Here is a 19,217-nt window from a genome sequence, read left to right on the forward strand (position 1 = left end):
AAAACTGATGGTTGATCAAGAAATCATAACGTCTTACAATCACATCATACAACATGTTGTCTGATAATCAAAAGGAAATGTTCATAAGTAGGGGTGGTTTTAATGTCAGCAAAACAAGATCGAATTTTAATTTTTGGTGCAGGTGTTATCGGGAGCATGTACGCAATTAAGCTCATTGAAGCAGGGTTTGACGTTACCCTGTTTGCACGTTCTAATAGATTTAAATCATTAAGAGAAAATGGCCTGCAATATAAGGAAAAAGGGACGGTTAAATCGATCCAAGTGAATGTCATTGATACGCTCGAAAACGACGATGTATACGATTTTATTTTCGTTACCGTTCGTTATGATCGGGCCGAATCAGCGTTGTTAGCGCTAAAAGATAATCAAAGCAAAAATATAGTTACGATGACTAATAATTCAATTGGATTCTCTTCGTGGCTGGACATCGTAGGGGATAGACTTTTACCAGCTTTTCCCGGCTTCGGCGGACAGATTAAAGATGGAGTATTGCATGCTCGATTTCTACCAAGGATTATAGTGGCAACTGCATTTGGAGAAATGAATGGGGTAGTGACAGAACGCATAAAAAACCTCGCAAAATGTTTTGAAACAGCAAAGCTTCCCTACGTTATTAAAAAGGATATGCAAGCGTATCTAATCACACATTCCGTATCAGACATTGCCATGATGGGCACTTTGTATTCTGAGAATAAGATCATTGACAAAAAAACAGCCAGAACCAGAAAGACGGCACGCAAAATAACAGTCGCTTTAAAAGCGTATCTAAGGGCAATACAAAAAGCTGGCGTTTCAATTGATCCACCAATACTTAAAATGGTGCTTCAATGTCCAAACGTATTCTTGGATCTTTTCTTTATGACATGGCTTCGAACTAAAATGGTTAGGGATATGATGTTGCCGGATTATGCGAATCATGCTAACAATGAGATTATGCAGCTGAGTAATGATTTAATGGAATTTTTAAGTCAAAATGATGTCAAATCGGAAATCCTTGCCTAAACTAACGGGAAACGTTAGCGTTGTGAAACGAAGAAAGCAGCCGATCATTGTGATCGGCTGTTTATGTTTTGTCCTCCAAATATAGAGGAATAAGAACATTGTGTCATTTTCAATTAGATTATTATCTAAACAGTTGAGTGGTGGAAATCATAAAGCGTGACAAAAGCACAGGATCATAAGAAGTAGCAAACGTATCAGTGTAAGCTGGCATGTCACGTACAGCGCCGCCTAAAAAATCGATTTCGATTGCACCCGGCGCAATGGTATTAACGGTGATATTGATTGTTTCTCAAAAAAACAATTTTTAAATTTCACTCTCGGAGTAGTCATGAAGAGCTTTGATTGACCTATTATTACACTAGTGTTATATTACACTCATGTAATATTAGATGTGAGGGGGTTCCCATGAAGCAGCTTTCGAACGTAGAATTTATGCTGTTACAAATTATCGCCGAAAGCAATCCAGCGTCAGGTTACGATATTAACAAGTTAATCGACCAACGCGGCTATCGGGAGTGGGCGAATATCGGCACGACTTCGATTTACGCTGGACTGAAGAAATTGAACAATAAGGGACTCATCGAGTCCGAGGTTTCAGGTGAGAAGTCGGGCAAAGGACCTGCACCGACCCGATTTTCCATAACAGAAGTCGGTATGACTGCACTTAGGGATGAAATCATCGTCGTCCTGTCTTCTTCGCGAGAGCGCGATAACCGGTTTGATCTGGGGCTCGCCGCTTTGCCTTTTATCGACAAAGAAGCAGCCATTGAAGCTTTGCGGAAGCGGCTTGATTATCTCGAAGAGGCTTTAAAAAAAATAAAAAAGAAGTACAAATCGCAAGGCTCCACTCGGTTGCCGCTGCACGTAAGAGTGCTTTTCCTTCATCCGATCCATCTTATCGAGAGTGAGCAGGTATTCGTTTCGAAAATAATCAGTGAATTGATGGAGGAGGCGAAGGGACATGTCTAAAATAATTGAGGAGTTCATTCCTTTTGAAGGGGAACATTGCGAGACGACAACCATGGGCAATTTACTTCAATTTGCGGGCGTCCGCATATCCGAGCCGATGTTATTCGGACTTGGGCAAGGGCTGGGATTCATCTATTGGGATTCAAAGGGGATGGATTTCCCTTTTATTGGGGGAAGGGTTAAGCCGGATGAATTGACTGCTCGCATCGCATCCCGGCTCAACTTCACCATTAAGGCGCAGGAAACTTCGTCCGTTAAAAAAGCGTGGCAGAACGTACAGAGCTTCATCGAACATGGAATTCCGGTGGGGCTTAAATTAGACTCCTATTACTTGGATTATTTCACGAACAAAGTACACTTTGCCGCCCATTATGCTGTAATATACGGCATGGATGAAGAATACGCCTACATGGCGGATACCAGACAACAGGGAGGACTTGTGAAGACAAGTTTGGACCATTTGGCTATGGCCAGAAACGCTAAGGGGCCCATGAGCTCCAGGAATCGTTCCTTTACGATCGAACCGCTCGACACCCGTCCGCCGCTTATGCCCGCTATACGATTATCTTTAGCCCAAAATGCACATGACTACTTGAACCCGCCCATTAGCAATATGGGGAATAAAGGCATTGTAAAAATGAGCAAGGAAATCCTGAAGTGGCCTTCCCGCAGTAAAAATGTGGAGCACGATCTATGCTTGACTGCTTTACTAATGGAAAGAGCGGGAACCGGCGGCGCTTTGTTTCGCAATCTGTATCGGGATTTTTTAAAAGAATGCGTGGAGCTGTCGGGTGACCCCAAAGTTGAACAGGCATATTTGTTGTTTACTGCAATCGCTCCAATGTGGGTTCACGTTTCTTCTATGATCGATCTTGCGGGAAGAACGGGAAACTACCAGGAGTTGAATCAGGTTTCCGAGCTTTTGCTCGAGATTGCAGATAAAGAACGCATAGCCATGGGATTTCTATTAAAAGACTGAGCTCCTATATCGTTGTTTTTCTGGATTTCGTTCCCTCAGCGGCCTGGAAGAGCGCTGCTCGTTTAGCGGAATTCATCAATCAATGAATCAAATCAATCAATGGTGTAGATGGACCACACACCTTCATTATTTTTCCGGATGGCGTACATCATTTTAACTGCTTCAATCGTATCTGTACTGGAATCTAAACGTTCCCCAAGAACAAAAACATGCACTTGTTTATAGGTTGATACAAATTTTTCAATGCTTTCAATTGTTGAAAACTTATACTGGAAATCCTCATTATAATACCCCTCCATAGCATCAGCCAATTTCTCGGTGACGAATCCGGATCGGTACAGATGATGGTCATGCTCAACAAGTCCTTTTAAGTTCAATTTAAGTACATCTAGAAGAGGGGATTCCTCTTCCGTCAGGGATGATTCAGCCTCTTTAAAATCAATATTAATACCAGGTTTAAAATGAGTTGAAGACTCCGTTTCATTTTCAGAATGTTTAGATGTATCAGGTACTGAATTCTGAGTTGTATTGGTCGTATTCGTTGATTTATCAGTTGGTGAGGTTGTATCACCACACGCCGTAAGGACAATAAATGAAGTTAACAGCATTGTTAATGCGAACGATTTTAGCATGATATCCCACCTTTAGATGATTCATGTAGATAAAGACGCCACAATGATGGGGAAGGTTACTATTTAATTTCCGACAGTCTGCTAAGGGTATACCAAAAAAATTGAATAATGCTTGAATAGCATTACTCCATTCAAGATTTTGCTGCATCTGCATACTCGCTCTAAATAATAAACATATTAGTAACAACATGATATCTTGGTCGATCTGCCCTTCTGCCCCCGCTGATTGGATCAAATCATGTTTATGGAGGAAGGGATCGGTTAATGTAATTTAGAACATATCAGTCATGGATACAGGAGGTACGCAGATGTATCAGGATCTTCAAGGACAGACCGTTGTCATTACTGGTGCTGCCACCGGCTTGGGAGAGGCTATGGCACGACGTTTTGGTCAGGAACAAGCAAACGTTGTGATTAATTACTACAGTAATAATCAGAACGTACAGCCCATCATTGATGACATCAAATTACATGGTGGACAGGCCATTGGGGTACAGGGTGATGTCTCCAAAGAAGCGGACGTGCAGAAGTTGGTTCAGGCGGCGCATGAGCATTTCGGTTCCCTGGATATCATGATCAACAATGCTGGTTTAGAGAACGAGGTTCCGTCAGAAAAGCTGAGTTTGGCAGACTGGAAGCGAGTCATTGATGTGAATTTAACCGGGGCATTTCTCGGTTGCCGGGAGGCCGTGGATTATATGCTGGAGCATAACATCAAAGGCCGCATCATTAATATTTCCAGCGTGCATGAAGTTATCCCATGGCCGCATTTCCTTCATTACGCTGCGAGCAAGGGTGGAGTCAAGATGATGACCGAGACGCTGGCTCTGGAATTTGCCCCGAAGGGAATTCGCGTAAACAGCATCGCTCCGGGCGCGATCAATACTCCCATTAACGCAGCCAAATTTGCCAATCCCACGTTACGAGCATCGGTTGAGGATCTGGTACCGCTCGGATACATCGGTAAGCCTGAAGAAATTGCGGCGGTGGCCGCATGGCTCTCTTCATCGGAATCGAGTTATGTCACAGGTATTACCTTATTTGCAGATGGAGGGATGACAAAATATCCGTCCTTTCAGGGCGGACGTGGGTAATATACGGCAGGAATTCATATTTCTATGCATCTTAAAAATTTGTATTAAATTTACATCAGTACTTAAATTGGAGGAGCCTGCACACAGCGGGCTCCTTTCGTCTTTTTTGCCTTAATACTGACGTAATTCTTAAGAGGAGATGATGTTTTTTGATTTTGTCATTAAATTAAGAGCGGAAAAAGCAAGGCTACAATCCCAAAAAAGAATATCCGTGAGAATGAAATGACCATTAGAAAGAAACGATTTATTATTCCTTTAGATGAAGGGTGTCGAGGGGTAAGAAGACGTTCCCATGGAAGTCGCTAATTTAGCCGTTTTTTATTTCTATTTGAATTAATGGAAACGCAGGGATTCTAACATAATTAGTCGTATTGTATACACATATTTATAATGGAATTGATTCCACTGGAGGTACGTAACCTATGTTATTAGAAACAGAAAGATTATTCTTACGGGCGTATGACTGGGGGGATTTAGATCAGCTGCATGCCATTTTATCTGATCCGGTAACCATGAAGTTTTGGCCAGCACCTTTTACGCTCGATCAAAGTCAGCAATGGATGAGGCAAAGTATGGAAATGTATGCGGTTGGATTTGGACGACTCGGCGTGTTCCTTAAGAGCGATGGTTCGCTTATCGGTGATGCCGGTCTTCGGGTTTCAGATATCGACAGTAAGAAAGAAAATGATCTAGGTTACATTATTCAAGCAAAATATTGGGGACATGGTTACGGAGTGGAAGGGGCTGCAGCGGTTCTGAAGTATGGAGTGGACAAGCTGGATCTGAAGAGAATTTGCGCCAACATGCCGGTTAGTCATCTCGATTCGAAAAAGGTGGCGATCCGTCTCGGAATGAAATTGGAAAAAGAGTTTAAGAATACTAGAAATCATAATGTCCTAACCTATCTATATGTCTACGATGCTCGATTCAATGAGAGACTAAAGAGCTGAATCTTCGTGAGCCCAAGTAGGGAGGACTGTTCATCTTTAATACAGTTTCATGCAAAATATTAACCAATAAACGCTTAAGTCGCCCCTTATCACTGTACGCGATCATTGTCTTGCCTTGATACTGATGATCGGCAGGGATACACGAAGGATGATGCGATCTGGATAGATTAAGCTGCTTCAGCAGGTTTGATCACCTTCTTAAACCGTCAAAGGTACTTATCCTGTGGCGGTTTTTTGAATCCGATAAATTCTAAAAGGGATAAATGGTTCAGAACCCCCGTGTTAACATCCACTACATCCAAAGAGGCATGAACAATTTCAATCTTTATTTCAGGTGAAATAATTTACTCACAGCGTGTGCAACTGGTTCATATCTGGTATAATAAATAATAATCAGGAAGTACAATGAAATATAGGTATATAAACCGCAAAAAAGATACACACGTTAACGGAGAGGCAGAACCAATCTGGAGAAGCGAACCGGTCTTAAAGCTTTCTGAAAGAAAGCTGCGTCGGAAGCATAGGCTTATCACCGGATTTTCCCTTTGAAAAAGGGATTTGAAAAAATCTGGGGGATAACAGCGATCGGAAGATGGTACTGCACTCGCAGTGCCTTGTGTGATTGTTTAGTGCGGTTTATATAGAACATAAAAAGATGAAGAGGATAGGTGGAACGGCCAATGGCGAAAATAGATCGTCATACTTTTCAGACCAGAACCAGACATATGTCTGCCGATCTGAAGCAAAAAATTAACTCCGGAGCATACAGTCCGGGAGAATTTCTGCCTTCCGAGTTGGCGCTGACAGAACAGTACAAACTAAGCAAAAACTCGGTGAGATACGTTCTGGATGAGCTTGTACAAGAGGGATTGATCATTAAAATTCCCAGGGTGGGCACGCAGGTGACAAAGCCTGCTTCCAAGGAAACCATTCGTTTTGGCGTCTATCCCTCATTGTATAAAGAAGCGGGGATGGAGGAGCTGATTAAGCGATTCCACGAGAAACATCCGCATATTCATGTGGAAACGATTGAGCTTCCTTATATGAATTCAGACAATATCGCCAATCTGATCAAGCTAGGAATTATCGATGCGTTAACCATCAACTTGCAGGATATGTACCAATTCCAAGAGAGAAATTATCTTGATTTGTTTGTCGACCAGGATCGAGACGATACGATATACCCTTTTCTTACACCTTATTTTGAGAAAGAATCGGGTGTTCTGGCAGCACAGCCTTTCGTTTACTCACCTGTTATTTTGTGTTACAACAAGGAGCATCTGAGGGAGAAAAGGCTGGGTGAACCAAACAGCAGCTGGAGCTGGAATGAACTGGCAGCACTGCTCAGGGAGCTCAAGGCGCCTCATCGTTACAGCATCGCTTTTCAGTTATTTTCCATGAATCGGTGGCCCATTTTCTGGATGCAAAATGAAGACGATCCATCTTCGATCGATTCCAGTCCAACTCAGAACGGAACTGGCTTTCCCACAGAAGGATTACGATGGCTCAGGGAGCTTGTGACAGAGGAAGGCATATTTCCGCTTGCCTTGGCACAGGGTGAATTCGAAGCCGAGAAATTGTTTAAGGAGCAGAAGATCTCCGTCATGTTAACCACATATTACATGCTGAATGAGCTAAAGAATGCGGATTTTTCCTTTGATATCGCTCCGCTACCACATTTTAAGAATGATCGGACACTCCTTCTCTCTACAGCCATTGCTCTCAGTGCAGAATCGAGCCGAAAGGACACGGCAGCCTGCTTTGTGAATTATCTCACTTCAGATGAGGCACAGACCTATATCAGGCAGTACACATACAGTTTACCTGCAAGCAGATATATTACAGAATCGGTTTCAGTAGAGCTTCAAAACAAACCGTCCAGGTTGGAGCTTCATCGAGACTATAGTTCGAAATACATGACGTATCGCGATCTGTCGATTTCCATGCAAACCCAGATTCGTTTCGGAGAAAGCTTGAAGCAGTACATGTCTTATTTAATCGATGAAGAGGGACTCGCTGAAGTGCTGCTTCCGTCAGAAAGTCTCAATCTTTAAAAAACGAAAAGAAGCCTAAAAAAGCACTGCCATGAGCAAGTGCTTTTTTGATTTTATATGAACTACAAAAGAACCAGTTGACAGACAACATGGCATATGCTAATTTCTTATTGAAAATAAGTACCACATATGATCCAATTACAAGGGCTTAACAAGGAGAGGGGACCTTATTCGGATGAAGACCGTGGCTGAATTGGAAGCAAAGCTTTCGGAGGCATCAGACCGGCTAATCAGCGACTTACATAAAGTGGACGGGGATCTTCTGATATTAGGCGCAGGCGGGAAGATGGGTCCAAGTCTTGCGAAATTAGCCGCTCAAGCCATCAAGGCGGGAGGAATGAACAAGAAGGTGACTGCTGTATCCCGATTTCAGGATCAGGAGGTGAAGAACGATCTTGAAAGCGCTGGAGTAAAGACGATTTCCTGCGATCTTTTAGACGATCAAGAGCTCATGCAGCTGCCTTCAGCGGATAACGTCATATACATGGCAGGCAACAAGTTTGGCACAACGGGCAGGGAGCATTATACATGGGCAATGAATGCTTACTTGCCCGGAAGAGTGGCAACAAAGTATAAAGATTCGCGTATCGTCGTTTTTTCTTCCGGTAACGTGTATCCCTTTTCCCCGGTAGGTCTCGGAGGAGTCGATGAATCGGTAACCCCTGAGCCTCTCGGTGAATATGCACAATCCACACTGGGCAGAGAGCGGATATTCGAATACTTCTCTCACAAGTATGGCACGCCGATGCTGCTGTACCGCTTGAACTATGCCATTGATTTGCGCTATGGGGTGCTGCTTGAAATTGCCAGAAAAGTCCACGAAGGCAAATCGGTGCCGCTTGCGATGGGGCATGCCAACGTGATCTGGCAGGGAGATGCCAATGAGATTGCCTTAAGGAGTCTGCTCAAGTGCCAAAGCCCTCCCGAAATTTTGAATGTGACCGGACCTGAAACCATGTCAGTTCGCTGGGCAGCGCAGCAGTTTGCCCAAAGGTTCGGTCTTGCTGCATCGTTTGAGGGAAGCGAATCCGAAACGGCTCTGCTCAGCAATGCAGCTAAGGCTTTTCGCGAATTCGGTTATCCGAGAGTAGGCTTGCTGGAAATGATTGATCTCATTGCAGAGTGGGTTGCATCCGGCGGACATACGTGGAACAAACCAACCCATTTTTCAGAAAGGAAGGGGAGGTTCTGATGCACCAAAAACAAGCATCACTTACGCCGGAACAGGCAGCCGCATTCCATGAAGGCCTGGTCATTCCTGCTCATCCGCTTGCCTTGAATGAACGCAGAGAGCTGGATGAAGTCTATCAGCGGGTGCTGACCAAATACTACATCGCTTCAGGAGCGGGCGGAATTGCGGTTGGTGTGCATTCGACCCAATTCGAGATTCGGGATCCCAAGGTTAACCTCTATGAACGGGTGCTCCGCTTGGCCGCAGAGGAAACGGAGCAAGCCCGCCTGCAGCGGCCCTTCATCAAAGTGGCGGGCGTTTGCGGGGATACTGAACAGGCGACGGAAGAAGCCCGGATTAGTAAAGCCCTCGGATATGATGCGGTGCTGCTGAGTATGGGTGGACTTGATGGATGGAGCGAGAAAGACCTGCTTCGGCATACGGAAAGGATAGCCGAAATCATGCCGGTCATCGGATTTTATCTTCAACCTTCCGTCGGGGGCCGTATGCTGAGCTTCGGTTTTTGGCAGGCTTTTGCCGAAATCGATCAGGTCATCGCCATTAAAATAGCTCCTTTCAACCGATATCAAACCATCGATGTTGTCCGAGCGGTTTGCTGTTCAAGCCGGCGGGATGAAATTGCACTGTACACAGGCAACGATGACAACATCCTGATCGATCTGCTCACAACCTTCCGGTTCGAAACAGAAAAAGGCACCGTGGAGAAAGAAATCGTTGGTGGGCTGCTGGGTCACTTCGCTGTCTGGACACATAAAGCGGTCCAGCTGCTGGAAGAAGTGAAACGCCTCCGCAAGCAAGAGGGATCGCCGTTGTCACCGGATTGGCTCACGCGCAGCGTGGAGATTACAGATGCCAACGCCGCTTTTTTTGATCCCGCCCATCAGTTTGCCGGCTGTATACCGGGGATACACGAGGTTCTTCGAAGGCAGGGTCTCATGAGAGGGATTTGGTGCTTGAATCCGCAGGAGACCTTATCCGAAGGGCAAAAAGAGGAAATCGATCGTGTATACCGCCAGTATCCTCACCTGAATGATGACGATTTTGTGAAGCAGCATCTGGATGAGTGGCTTAGGCTTGCTTCTCCTTCCCAGTCATGAATATTGGAATCATCGGGCTTGACAGCTCGCATGCCCTGGCATTCACCCGTATTCTTCACGAAAGCCGGGAGACTCTTTTTTCAGATGTGACCGTGACGGCCGCATATGCGGGCGGATCTCCGGATTTTCCGCTCAGCATCAGCCGTGTACACACGTTTGCCGGCCGGATGACGAAAGAATACGGGGTGAGGTTGATGCCCACGATGCAGCAGGTTGCAGAAAGCACCGATGCCATCCTTATCTTGAGTGCCGACGGAAGGATACATCTGAATCAGTTCAAGGTGATCTGCCCTTACCGGAAGCCCGTATTTATCGATAAACCTTTTGCTTTGTCTACAGCAGACGCTAGTGAAATCATCAGACTCGCAGAAGAGTTTCAACTCCCTTTAATGAGTGCTTCAAGCTTACGTTATGCCGAAGCCCTGCCTGAATGTACAAGAGAAGACATCTTGGGTGCGGACGTGTATGGCCCGATGCACATCGAATCGACGCAGGGGCATTATTTTTGGTACGGCATCCATACGGCAGAACTGTTGTTTCGAATCATGGGCCCAGGGTGCAGGGAAGTGACCGCCTTTTCCACTGACCACGATGATTTCATTACTGGAATCTGGAAAGAGGGGAGAATGGGAACGATCCGCGGAATCCGAAGTGGCCCAGAGACTTTTGGAATAAGCCTGCACACCAGAAACGCTACCCGGCATGTCCCGCTTGAACCGAGCTACAAAGAGCTTTTAAAGTCTGTCATGAATTGGTTCAAAAACGGCGTGTGCACGGTGCATCCCTCTGAAACGCTGGAAGTCATCCGATTTTTGGAGTGCGCAGAGCAAAGCCGTCTACAAAAACGCACCGTCCTCATGGAAATGTGATCAAGCCTTATACGGAATGCCCCCTTGCTCTAGTGAATCAGATCCACCTATCTGAAGGAGGAATGTTTGATGAAGCTGAAAAAGAGGATTTCCATGTTACTTGCGATGACTCTGTTCACCTCAATCCTCGCCGCCTGCAGCAGCGGTACGGACAAAGGCGGTTCTGCCGCTTTGCCGCCCCAGGAGCCCGGACAGTACGGTGATACAGGCGGCCTCACTTTGCCTCTTGTAGATGAACCGACCACCATCACGTACATGCTGCCAAGCAACGCGAAAGATCTCGGTCCGAGCAAACTGGTTGTCCAGGAGCTTGAAAAACGGACCGGTATTAAAGTGAACTTCCAAACCTATTCCCCACAAACCTACCAGGATAAATTAAAAGTCATTGTGGCATCCGGAAAGCTGCCGGACATCTTTACAGGGCTAAAACCGGCCGAACTCAAAAAAATCGGCAAACAAAACGGTGTAGCTGCCATCAATGAATACGCCGATCAGCTCCCTAATTTCAAAAAGCTATATATGGAAGAAAACGACTGGGTCATCAAATCCTTCGGCGATGAAGCCGGCAATGTATATACCTGGCCTATTTATAACCTCAATCGCAAAGTAAATCACGGATTCATGTACAGGAAAGATATCTTTGATGAGCTTGGCATTAAGGAATGGACGAACACGAACGAGTTTTACGAGGCTTTGAAAAAAGTAAAAGAAGCTTATCCTGATTCTTACCCATATGCATCGAAAAGCTTGGCCAATATCTTCAGAGATTGGGCCTTCGGCTGGGGGCTCGGCAATACGGATCAGTACCCCGCCTATTACGATGAGAAAGATGGCACCTGGAAGTACGCCGCAATCCAGCAAGAGCATAGGGACATGCTCGATTTCATGAAGAAGCTGTACAACGAAAAGCTGCTTGATCCGGAATTTTTGACGGACACGCAGGATTCCTGGACGACCAAGATGACGACGGACAAATCGTTTGTTACGTTTGACTGGATTGGACGCCTTGATCTCTTTTACAACCAGATCAAAGGGCAAAATCCGGACTATGACCTCAGATATGCCAATCCCGTGGGACCGACCGGCAATGTCAGAACACTGCCAGAAGTTTCGGATTTCAGCGTTGCCGTAGCCAAGAACAAAAATACAGAAACCTCGCTCAAGCTGCTCGACTATCTGACCAGCCCATCCGGAAGTGAACTGATGACCATCGGAGTGGAAGGGGTTAACTTCGAATGGGGCGAGGACGGATATCCGGTATACCCGGAACTGAAGGAGCTTCCACTTGTCGATATCACCGTGCTGGAGGATCGTTATGCCATGTGGCTGGAAGGAGCTTACCTAAGACCGGACCATCGAAGCATCTACTATCGTTTCTCGGAGAAAGAGCAGGAGGCGCAGGATAAAATCGTGAACGAGGATCGTTTCGAACCACTTGATCCGATTCTTAATTTTACGGACGAAGAAACCTCCAAGATCGCCGAGCTGCAGACATCGCTGCAAAAATCGGCTGAAGAATTTAACGCGAAATATATCCTTGACGCCAGCTACGGAGATGCCGAGTGGGAGAATTTCAAAGGCCAAATCAGCAAAGGCGGCGTGGAGGAACTGATGACGATCTATAATGAAGCTCAAAAAAGATACGATGAGTCCAAATAAACGGCCTTAAGGCCGTGATTCCACTGGAGGGACGATGGATGGAACGTTTCCCTCCTTGTGGGAAAAAGGATTGGAGGCGAAAATCTTATGGCAGACATGGGCACGGAACATTCGGCAGTTTACCATAAAGGAGTGCCAAAGAAGAGCTTCAGAAGCCGACTTGGAAAAACATGGAATCATATCAAGCGCGACAGGCAGCTGCTTCTGCTGTTTCTTCCTTGCATCCTATTCTACGTCATTTTTCGTTACGGGCCGCTATATGGACTGATTATTGCCTTCAAAGACTACAGCGTATTTACAGGAGTGCTTGGCAGCGAATGGGTGGGATTCGAGCATTTCATCACGTTTTTTACGAACCAAGACTTCTGGCTGCTGTTCCGGAACACACTCCTCCTTGGATTGTATACACTCATTTTTGGCTTTCCTTTTCCGATCTTGCTGGCCCTTTTGCTGAACGAAGTCAGAACCAAATGGTTTAAAAAATCCGTTCAAACCTTCAGTTATTTGCCGGCATTTTTGTCCGTGGTCATTATCAGCAGCATGATTATCGATTTCCTCTCTCCGAACCATGGTATTTTGAATCAAATGCTGGCTGCATTCGGTTTCGAGAAAAAATATTTTCTCGTTGACCCGGGTTGGTTCCGTCCGATCTATGTCATTTCGGAAATATGGGCGAACGCAGGATACGAATCGATCATTTATCTGGCGGCGATCGCGGGAATCAGTCCTACGCTCTATGAAGCGGCTAAAGTGGACGGTGCCAGTCGTTTCCATATGATCCGCCATGTTACGCTTCCCGGATTATTTCCCACGATGCTCATCATGTTTATATTGAAAACCGGATCCATGATCCGCGTCGGTTATGAAAAAGTACTGCTGCTCTACAATCCGATGACTTATGACGTTGCCGACGTTTTTTCAACGTATGTATACCGTAAAGGACTGCTTGAATCGAATTACAGTTATGCAGCGGCAGTTGGGCTATTCGAAGCGCTTGTGGCCATGGTGATGCTGCTGTCCGCCAATGCGATCAGCAAAAGGCTGGGAGGAAACGGCTTATGGTAGGAGAGCGCAAAATTTCTGTTTTTGGTGTCATAAACACGCTGATACTCTGTCTTGTTGCTGTAGCGACACTCTATCCCATCGTGTACATTACAGCCGTTTCTTTGAGCGATACAGCAGCAGTCGTTCAAGGCAAGGTGTTTCTTTTCCCGAAAGGTTTGAACCTTGAGGCTTATGTCGAGGTGCTTAAAAATGATACGATTCCCAGAGCCTATCTGAATTCTATCTTTTATACGGCATTCGGCACGTTTGTGAATTTACTTTTTACGGCGGTTGCCGCGTATCCCTTGTCCCAAAAAGGATTTTTCGGACGCAGGTTTTTTATGATGGCCATTGTTCTAACCATGTTCCTGAATCCCGGCATTATTCCCACTTATGTGGTCGTGCAGCAGCTGGGGTTAACGGATTCGGTTTGGGCACTCGTACTTCCCAATGCCATCTGGACCATGGAACTGATTATTTTAAAAAGCTTTTACGAAAACATGTCTTCCCAAATACGCGAAGCGGCCCTGATCGACGGAGCTTCCGAATACCGGATTCTGTTCAACATTGTCATTCCCTTATCCAAGCCTGCGCTTGCTTCCATCGGTCTTTTTTATTTCATGGGTCATTGGAACAGCTTTTTCCTGCCGCTGATTTACTTGAACGATCCGGATAAATATCCTTTGCAGGTCGTGCTGCGGGATATGCTAATCTACAGCGCGGAAAACGACGCAGGACTTGTGGATCGTTCGGCTCTTGCCCCTCAGTCGATCAAAAATGCAACCATCGTGCTTTCCATGATCCCCGTTCTGCTGATCTATCCGTTTGCCCAGAAGTATTTCGCTAAAGGTGTGATGCTCGGTTCGGAAAAGGGCTAAACAGACATAAGGAGGAGCTCTGTCTAATGAAAATCGTTGCTGCGAAGGAAGGAAAAGTTACGATACTGCAAGCGAATATCCCCGAATTGAACAAACGACATGTGCAAGTGAGAACCGAATATTCGGGCATTAGTCCCGGTACGGAGATGAGCGCGATTAAGAAATCAGGCGAATCTCCCGTATATCTTGGCTATAGTGCCGTCGGGATTGTGGAAAAAACGGGGAGTGAAGTCAGGGATATTCTGCCGGGAGATCGAGTGGCTTGTTACGGTGTGCCTTACGTAAGACATGCAGAAGTGATTTCGGTACCGACCAATCTGGTAACCAAAGTGCCTCAACATGTCAAACCTGAGGAGGCCGCATTTACAGGGCTCGGGGCCATTGCCATACATGCACTGCGTACAGCCGATGTGAGGTTCGGGGACAAGGTGCTTGTCGTTGGATTGGGTATTCTCGGAAATCTTGTGGCCCAAATTGCCGCTGCTGGTGCATGTCACACTGCTGCATACGATCTGAGCGAAGCACGGGTTCAGCTGCTTCAGGAGCAGATGGGAATTCAAGCGAGCTTTTCAAGCGAAGAGGAAGTGGAACGTTTTGTAGTGAACGAAACGGGGGGACACGGATTTGATTCCATCCTCTTATGTGCTGGCGGACCTGGAGAAATGCTGATCAACAAGTCACTTGAGTGGCTTCGTGATCGGGGAAAAGTCGTGATCGTCGGTGATTTGTCCATGGAGTTTTCAAGAGATTTGATGTTTCGCAAAGAAGCCCAGATCCTGATCTCGAGAGCGGGCGGGCCGGGAAGGTACGATATGCAGTACGAGATGGACAATCAGGATTATCCGATCGGTTTCGTGCGTTGGACGGAAGGAAGAAATATGGACGAGTACGTCAGGCTGCTTGCTGATCAGCGAATTACGGTAAGTCCTGCTATCACGCATATGTTTGCGTTGGACGAAGCGTTTCAAGCCTATGGAAATTATCAATCCGACTCGGCTCAAGGGGCTCTGGCCACGTTGATCAAGTATTTTTGATGACATGAAGAAGGGGAGATACGTGATGAAAAAGCCTTTTTTCAACCTGATCACCATGTTCATGAGTTGTTTGCTTGTTGTTGTGATGTTTCCCGTGCAGCCTGCTCCTGTCCGAGCAGAGGAATCCAGACTTAATCAAAAAAACTTCAGCGAACCCGAAGAATTGCTTGTTCCCAACAACTACACGGTAGCTGTCTTTAACGGAACCGTAGGCTACGAGGATGGAAAACCCGTGATGTATGCCACAAGCAAAGGAAAGCCAGGCTTCCTGAATGTGATCGATCTCGAAGAGTACAAACTGCTTCGGACCGTTTCTCTTGCGCCGTCGGAAAGCTCCTGGGCGCATACCGTTGCGCCGAACGGTACGCTATATGTGGCGGCCGAAGGATCGGGTGCACGGTTATGGGAGTATTCGCCTGTCACCCATGAGGCCGTTCAAGTAGCCCAATTTGAAGGACAGTCTGTCTCCAACAGCATCACGACGGATGAACAGGGGAGAGTGTACGTCGGGACTTATCCGGGCGGCAAGGTTTGGCAGTATGACCCTGCTACCAAGCAAGTAAGGGATTACGGCCGCGTTATTGGCGCGCTTGATCAGGAGTATGTCCGTTCCATTGCTTACCAGGGAGGATATATTTATGCCGGTACGGCCCATGAACAGATCGTGAGAGTGGATTTGGCTACAGGTGAAAAAACAAATATTGCATCTTCGCTTACCGTCAAAAACGATACAGTATACGATTTGAGTACGATCGATAATCGTTATTTGTTCGCCCGTTATACGGATGGAAGTGGTATACCGGGTGAGGGTTACATCTACGATACAACAACAGGATCATGGCTTGATGCGGAGCTCCAGCAGGTAACCGGTCTTCATGCGACCGACTCGGTCGATGGAAAGCTGTATTATATGTCAGAGAAAAAACTGAAAACCTTTGACCTGAAGACGCATCAGGTGGCGGAAACCGGCATGACTTATGAGAGTGGATTCAGAGGCGCAGATTGGGTAGAGTTTCAGAACAATCCCGAGCTGCCGGGAAAAACACTCGTTACGGTCCGATATGACGGCGGGGTAGCCATGCTAAATATCGATACCCAAAAAGTCATCGTAAAACCGCCGATTATTCCGGGTTTGCCGGGAGTCGTCAATCGTCTTCAAAGCGTATCAGAGACACAGCTGATAACAACAGGTTCACAAGCGAGATCTTCGTTGGTTGATTTAGAGACCATGACGGCACAACCTTTCAGCATCGGTCAAGCGGACAGTGTATACCCGATTGGAAACAAAGTCTATATGGGAGTCTACCCGGAAGGTGGCTTGTACGTTTATGATCTGAATCAAGAACCGGGAAGCACGAATCCGCAGCGTCTCGCTGTACTCGGGAACGATCAGGAACGGCTTGTGCATATGTCTGAAGGGGACGGTAAACTGTTTATTTCGACCATTTCCGGATACGGGACGTTGGGAGGATCGCTGACGGTCCATGATACAGCGACAGGTGAAACCAAAGTCCATCGCAACGTGGTCCAGAATCAGAGTGTGCTTAGTACTGCCTATGTAGACGGAAAGATTTTTGGATCAACGACCATTAGGGGAGGACTGGGCTCCACGCCAAGCGAGCAGGAGGCCAAAATTTTTGTATGGGATGTTCAGAATGAGCAAAAAATGACGGAGTTTACCCTGGATATTCCCGAACTTATCGATCCTGTTTTCATTGGGGACCTGTCTCTCGGGCCGGATGGACTCATCTGGGGAGCATCCTATGAATATATTTTTGCGATCGATCCGGACACGTACAAACTTGTTAAATATAAAAAAATATATCCGAAGCTTTATTACACCCAGTGGCACCATCATCCGATGCGTTGGTCGGAAGACGGACTATTGTATGTTCTGTTTAACAACAAGCTGACGGTCATTGATCCGGAAACGCTGGATTTCAGAACATTAGCGGATGCTTCGAGATTTGATCTCGGGATGGATGGGAACCTGTATTTCACCGATCTCGCAACGAATACGGTTCTGTATAGAATCAAAATCGATGGAGAGATTGTACCCGAACCGCCGGGACCACCTTTGCCGGTGAACAATGCCGGACTGGAGCAGCCGGAAGAGAACGGAAAGCTGCCGGGCTGGACTTCAATGTTTGCGACCAGCGGGGATGCACATTTTAAGCGAAGCGGCGACAAGAGTTATGCGGGTGATTACAGCCTGAAAACAACGGATCTTGTCCGTACAGCCTCCGTCGCGGTGCAAAGCGATCCAATCGCATTAGTGCCTGGGAGAGAGTATACCGCAAGCACTCAAATTTATATTGAATCAGGCCAGCCGGGGTTCATGTTCCGATTTTATAATGCGGAAGGGCAGAGTTTGTCCACGCTTGAAACGCATCTGGATGAATCTCGACTTCACCAATGGCAAAAAGCAACCCTACGCGGTACGGCACCGGAAGGAACGGCTTATGGCAGATTGATCGCAGTAACCAGCCGTTATAATATCTCAACAGCTTACTACGACGATTTTGCCGTAACGGTTAAGGATCATACGGCTCCCTTGACTGAGGTTGCCTTTAATCCGCAGGCAAATGAGCAGGGCTGGCACCATGAAGATGTTTCCATAACGTTGAACTCGGAAGGAGCAGCTTCCCTCTTCTACGAAACTACAGGGGCTGAGAGAATCGAGCAGCGTGAGACCCCAGGTAGTACCACAGAGTTTACAGTAAGCGCAGAAGGCGTAACGTCAGTAACGTATTGGGCAGAATCGGCTTATGGCGTGTTCGGGGTGCCCTCTACTACCGAGGTCAAGATCGACAAAACGGCCCCTATCATTGAATTTTCCGGAAAACCCGTCTATGAAGTCGATGATGTCATCCGGATCGAATGCTCCGCTCAGGATGCATTATCAGGTATAGCCAAAAGTGATTGCGATGCTGTGCTTGCAGATCGCCCCGCTTATTTGACGGGTATTGGAGCGCATCTGGTCGATGCATCCGTGTATGATATCGCTGGGAATGCTGCAAAGTCCTCTTTTTCTTATGAAGTGATCCTTACCTATCAAGGCATGGCAGGACTTATTGACGAGTTCCTCCCTGATGATCAAGGGCTGGCTGAGAGACTGAAAGAACAATGGATCAAAGTGCAACGAGCCGATGAATCGGGTAATGCGGGAGCAAAAAATGGCGCATTGAACGGATTTATCCATCAAGTGCAAGCCAAAAGTGGTAAGGGATTAGCTCAAGAGCACGCTGAGCTCTTGGTACAGTTGGGGTCTCAAATTTAACTCGAATTGAATGAAAAGATTAATCAATTGCAACCAAAGACCAATTCCCATCAGGATCCGAAGCAAAATAATAGGTGAGTGCAGCAGAATCAATTGCTGTTTCTCTTGCTAATTCACCTTGGACCTCCACCAAAATCTGATTTTTTGTAGTGTCTTTTTGAACAAGTCCGATATCTGTAAATTTATAATCACCTATGACACCTCATGGGCCGAGCTTGGGCTTCCCGGATGAATAATAACCTCGGACAAGGAGCGATCCGCTTGCAGCTTCTTTGGAATGGACCAAGTCCATGTCACAAAACATGATGCTCTTGACCCGATCATCCTCTACCAAAACAAAAAGTCTCCTATCAAGTGCCGCAGCTTTCACAGCAGGACATGCAGCTCATGCAGAATGGCTACGCTCCTACTCCTCAGTCTCCTGCAATCCAAAAGGTTGTCGAGATGACATTGGATTCCGTTA

Annotated in this window: 15 protein-coding genes; 14 read left to right on the top strand and 1 reads right to left on the bottom strand. The window is 46.4% G+C overall.

Annotated features, from left to right (window positions below):
* Nucleotides 1–102: 102 nt before the first annotated feature.
* From RSX24_RS09285 to RSX24_RS09295, 3 genes are all read left to right on the top strand, one after another.
* A complete protein-coding gene (locus RSX24_RS09285) occupies nucleotides 103–1,023 on the top strand; it encodes a ketopantoate reductase family protein (protein ID WP_343260369.1) in 921 nt (306 codons plus the stop codon).
* A 405-nt stretch (nucleotides 1,024–1,428) separates the two neighbouring features.
* Complete coding sequence (locus RSX24_RS09290) at nucleotides 1,429–1,992, top strand: PadR family transcriptional regulator (RefSeq protein WP_343260370.1); 564 nt, start codon at nucleotides 1,429–1,431, stop codon at nucleotides 1,990–1,992.
* A complete protein-coding gene (locus tag RSX24_RS09295; protein WP_343260371.1) occupies nucleotides 1,985–2,971 on the top strand; it encodes a BtrH N-terminal domain-containing protein in 987 nt (328 codons plus the stop codon). Before RSX24_RS09290 ends, RSX24_RS09295 begins: the two co-directional genes overlap by 8 nt.
* Nucleotides 2,972–3,063: 92 nt before the next feature.
* Here RSX24_RS09295 and RSX24_RS09300 read toward each other — a convergent pair whose 3' ends face one another.
* Nucleotides 3,064–3,603 carry a hypothetical protein gene (locus RSX24_RS09300; RefSeq protein ID WP_343260372.1) on the bottom strand — a complete coding sequence of 180 codons (540 nt, stop codon included), beginning with the start codon at nucleotides 3,601–3,603 and terminating at the stop codon, nucleotides 3,064–3,066.
* Between the two features lie 308 nt (nucleotides 3,604–3,911).
* Here RSX24_RS09300 and RSX24_RS09305 point away from each other — a divergent pair, with 308 nt between their 5' ends.
* From RSX24_RS09305 to RSX24_RS09355, 11 genes are all read left to right on the top strand, one after another.
* Nucleotides 3,912–4,697, top strand: a complete 786-nt coding sequence (locus RSX24_RS09305) for a glucose-1-dehydrogenase (protein WP_343260373.1) — start codon at nucleotides 3,912–3,914, stop codon at nucleotides 4,695–4,697.
* 422 nt (nucleotides 4,698–5,119) lie between these two features.
* The gene (locus RSX24_RS09310; RefSeq protein WP_343260374.1) at nucleotides 5,120–5,647 is read left to right on the top strand and encodes a GNAT family N-acetyltransferase; all 528 of its coding nucleotides are present in this window, start codon (nucleotides 5,120–5,122) and stop codon (nucleotides 5,645–5,647) included.
* A gap of 680 nt (nucleotides 5,648–6,327) precedes the next feature.
* Nucleotides 6,328–7,701, top strand: coding sequence for an extracellular solute-binding protein (locus RSX24_RS09315; protein WP_343260375.1), 1,374 nt, complete (start codon nucleotides 6,328–6,330; stop codon nucleotides 7,699–7,701).
* 175 nt (nucleotides 7,702–7,876) lie between these two features.
* Complete coding sequence (locus RSX24_RS09320) at nucleotides 7,877–8,893, top strand: NAD-dependent epimerase/dehydratase family protein (protein WP_236412710.1); 1,017 nt, start codon at nucleotides 7,877–7,879, stop codon at nucleotides 8,891–8,893.
* Complete coding sequence (locus RSX24_RS09325; protein ID WP_343260376.1) at nucleotides 8,893–9,990, top strand: dihydrodipicolinate synthase family protein; 1,098 nt, start codon at nucleotides 8,893–8,895, stop codon at nucleotides 9,988–9,990. The genes RSX24_RS09320 and RSX24_RS09325 overlap by 1 nt, the downstream gene beginning before the upstream one ends.
* On the top strand, nucleotides 9,987–10,859 hold the full coding sequence (locus RSX24_RS09330) for a Gfo/Idh/MocA family oxidoreductase (RefSeq protein ID WP_343260377.1): 873 nt from the start codon (nucleotides 9,987–9,989) through the stop codon (nucleotides 10,857–10,859). Before RSX24_RS09325 ends, RSX24_RS09330 begins: the two co-directional genes overlap by 4 nt.
* A gap of 69 nt (nucleotides 10,860–10,928) precedes the next feature.
* Nucleotides 10,929–12,518, top strand: a complete 1,590-nt coding sequence (locus tag RSX24_RS09335; RefSeq protein WP_339272332.1) for an extracellular solute-binding protein — start codon at nucleotides 10,929–10,931, stop codon at nucleotides 12,516–12,518.
* Nucleotides 12,519–12,614: 96 nt separating this feature from the next.
* Entirely contained in the window at nucleotides 12,615–13,583 is a 969-nt protein-coding gene (locus RSX24_RS09340) for an ABC transporter permease (protein ID WP_343260510.1), read from the top strand.
* Nucleotides 13,577–14,440 carry a carbohydrate ABC transporter permease gene (locus RSX24_RS09345; protein WP_236412716.1) on the top strand — a complete coding sequence of 288 codons (864 nt, stop codon included), beginning with the start codon at nucleotides 13,577–13,579 and terminating at the stop codon, nucleotides 14,438–14,440. The genes RSX24_RS09340 and RSX24_RS09345 overlap by 7 nt, the downstream gene beginning before the upstream one ends.
* Before the next feature lie 26 nt (nucleotides 14,441–14,466).
* Entirely contained in the window at nucleotides 14,467–15,474 is a 1,008-nt protein-coding gene (locus RSX24_RS09350) for a zinc-dependent alcohol dehydrogenase (protein WP_343260378.1), read from the top strand.
* A gap of 25 nt (nucleotides 15,475–15,499) precedes the next feature.
* The gene (locus RSX24_RS09355) at nucleotides 15,500–18,754 is read left to right on the top strand and encodes a hypothetical protein (RefSeq protein WP_343260379.1); all 3,255 of its coding nucleotides are present in this window, start codon (nucleotides 15,500–15,502) and stop codon (nucleotides 18,752–18,754) included.
* Nucleotides 18,755–19,217: the final 463 nt, after the last annotated feature.

This window comes from Paenibacillus hubeiensis (assembly GCF_032334105.1).
GTDB classification, from domain to species: Bacteria; Bacillota; Bacilli; order Paenibacillales; family Paenibacillaceae; genus Paenibacillus; species Paenibacillus hubeiensis.

Bases quoted from the DNA above. Each gene is read 5' to 3' on its own strand.
- RSX24_RS09285 (WP_343260369.1), top strand. From the start codon at position 103: ATGTCAGCAAAACAAGATCGAATTTTAATTTTTGGTGCAGGTGTTATC.
- RSX24_RS09290 (WP_343260370.1), top strand. From the start codon at position 1,429: ATGAAGCAGCTTTCGAACGTAGAATTTATGCTGTTACAAATTATCGCC.
- RSX24_RS09295 (WP_343260371.1), top strand. From the start codon at position 1,985: ATGTCTAAAATAATTGAGGAGTTCATTCCTTTTGAAGGGGAACATTGC.
- RSX24_RS09300 (WP_343260372.1), bottom strand. From the start codon at position 3,603: ATGCTAAAATCGTTCGCATTAACAATGCTGTTAACTTCATTTATTGTC.
- RSX24_RS09305 (WP_343260373.1), top strand. From the start codon at position 3,912: ATGTATCAGGATCTTCAAGGACAGACCGTTGTCATTACTGGTGCTGCC.
- RSX24_RS09310 (WP_343260374.1), top strand. From the start codon at position 5,120: ATGTTATTAGAAACAGAAAGATTATTCTTACGGGCGTATGACTGGGGG.
- RSX24_RS09315 (WP_343260375.1), top strand. From the start codon at position 6,328: ATGGCGAAAATAGATCGTCATACTTTTCAGACCAGAACCAGACATATG.
- RSX24_RS09320 (WP_236412710.1), top strand. From the start codon at position 7,877: ATGAAGACCGTGGCTGAATTGGAAGCAAAGCTTTCGGAGGCATCAGAC.
- RSX24_RS09325 (WP_343260376.1), top strand. From the start codon at position 8,893: ATGCACCAAAAACAAGCATCACTTACGCCGGAACAGGCAGCCGCATTC.
- RSX24_RS09330 (WP_343260377.1), top strand. From the start codon at position 9,987: ATGAATATTGGAATCATCGGGCTTGACAGCTCGCATGCCCTGGCATTC.
- RSX24_RS09335 (WP_339272332.1), top strand. From the start codon at position 10,929: ATGAAGCTGAAAAAGAGGATTTCCATGTTACTTGCGATGACTCTGTTC.
- RSX24_RS09340 (WP_343260510.1), top strand. From the start codon at position 12,615: ATGGGCACGGAACATTCGGCAGTTTACCATAAAGGAGTGCCAAAGAAG.
- RSX24_RS09345 (WP_236412716.1), top strand. From the start codon at position 13,577: ATGGTAGGAGAGCGCAAAATTTCTGTTTTTGGTGTCATAAACACGCTG.
- RSX24_RS09350 (WP_343260378.1), top strand. From the start codon at position 14,467: ATGAAAATCGTTGCTGCGAAGGAAGGAAAAGTTACGATACTGCAAGCG.
- RSX24_RS09355 (WP_343260379.1), top strand. From the start codon at position 15,500: ATGAAAAAGCCTTTTTTCAACCTGATCACCATGTTCATGAGTTGTTTG.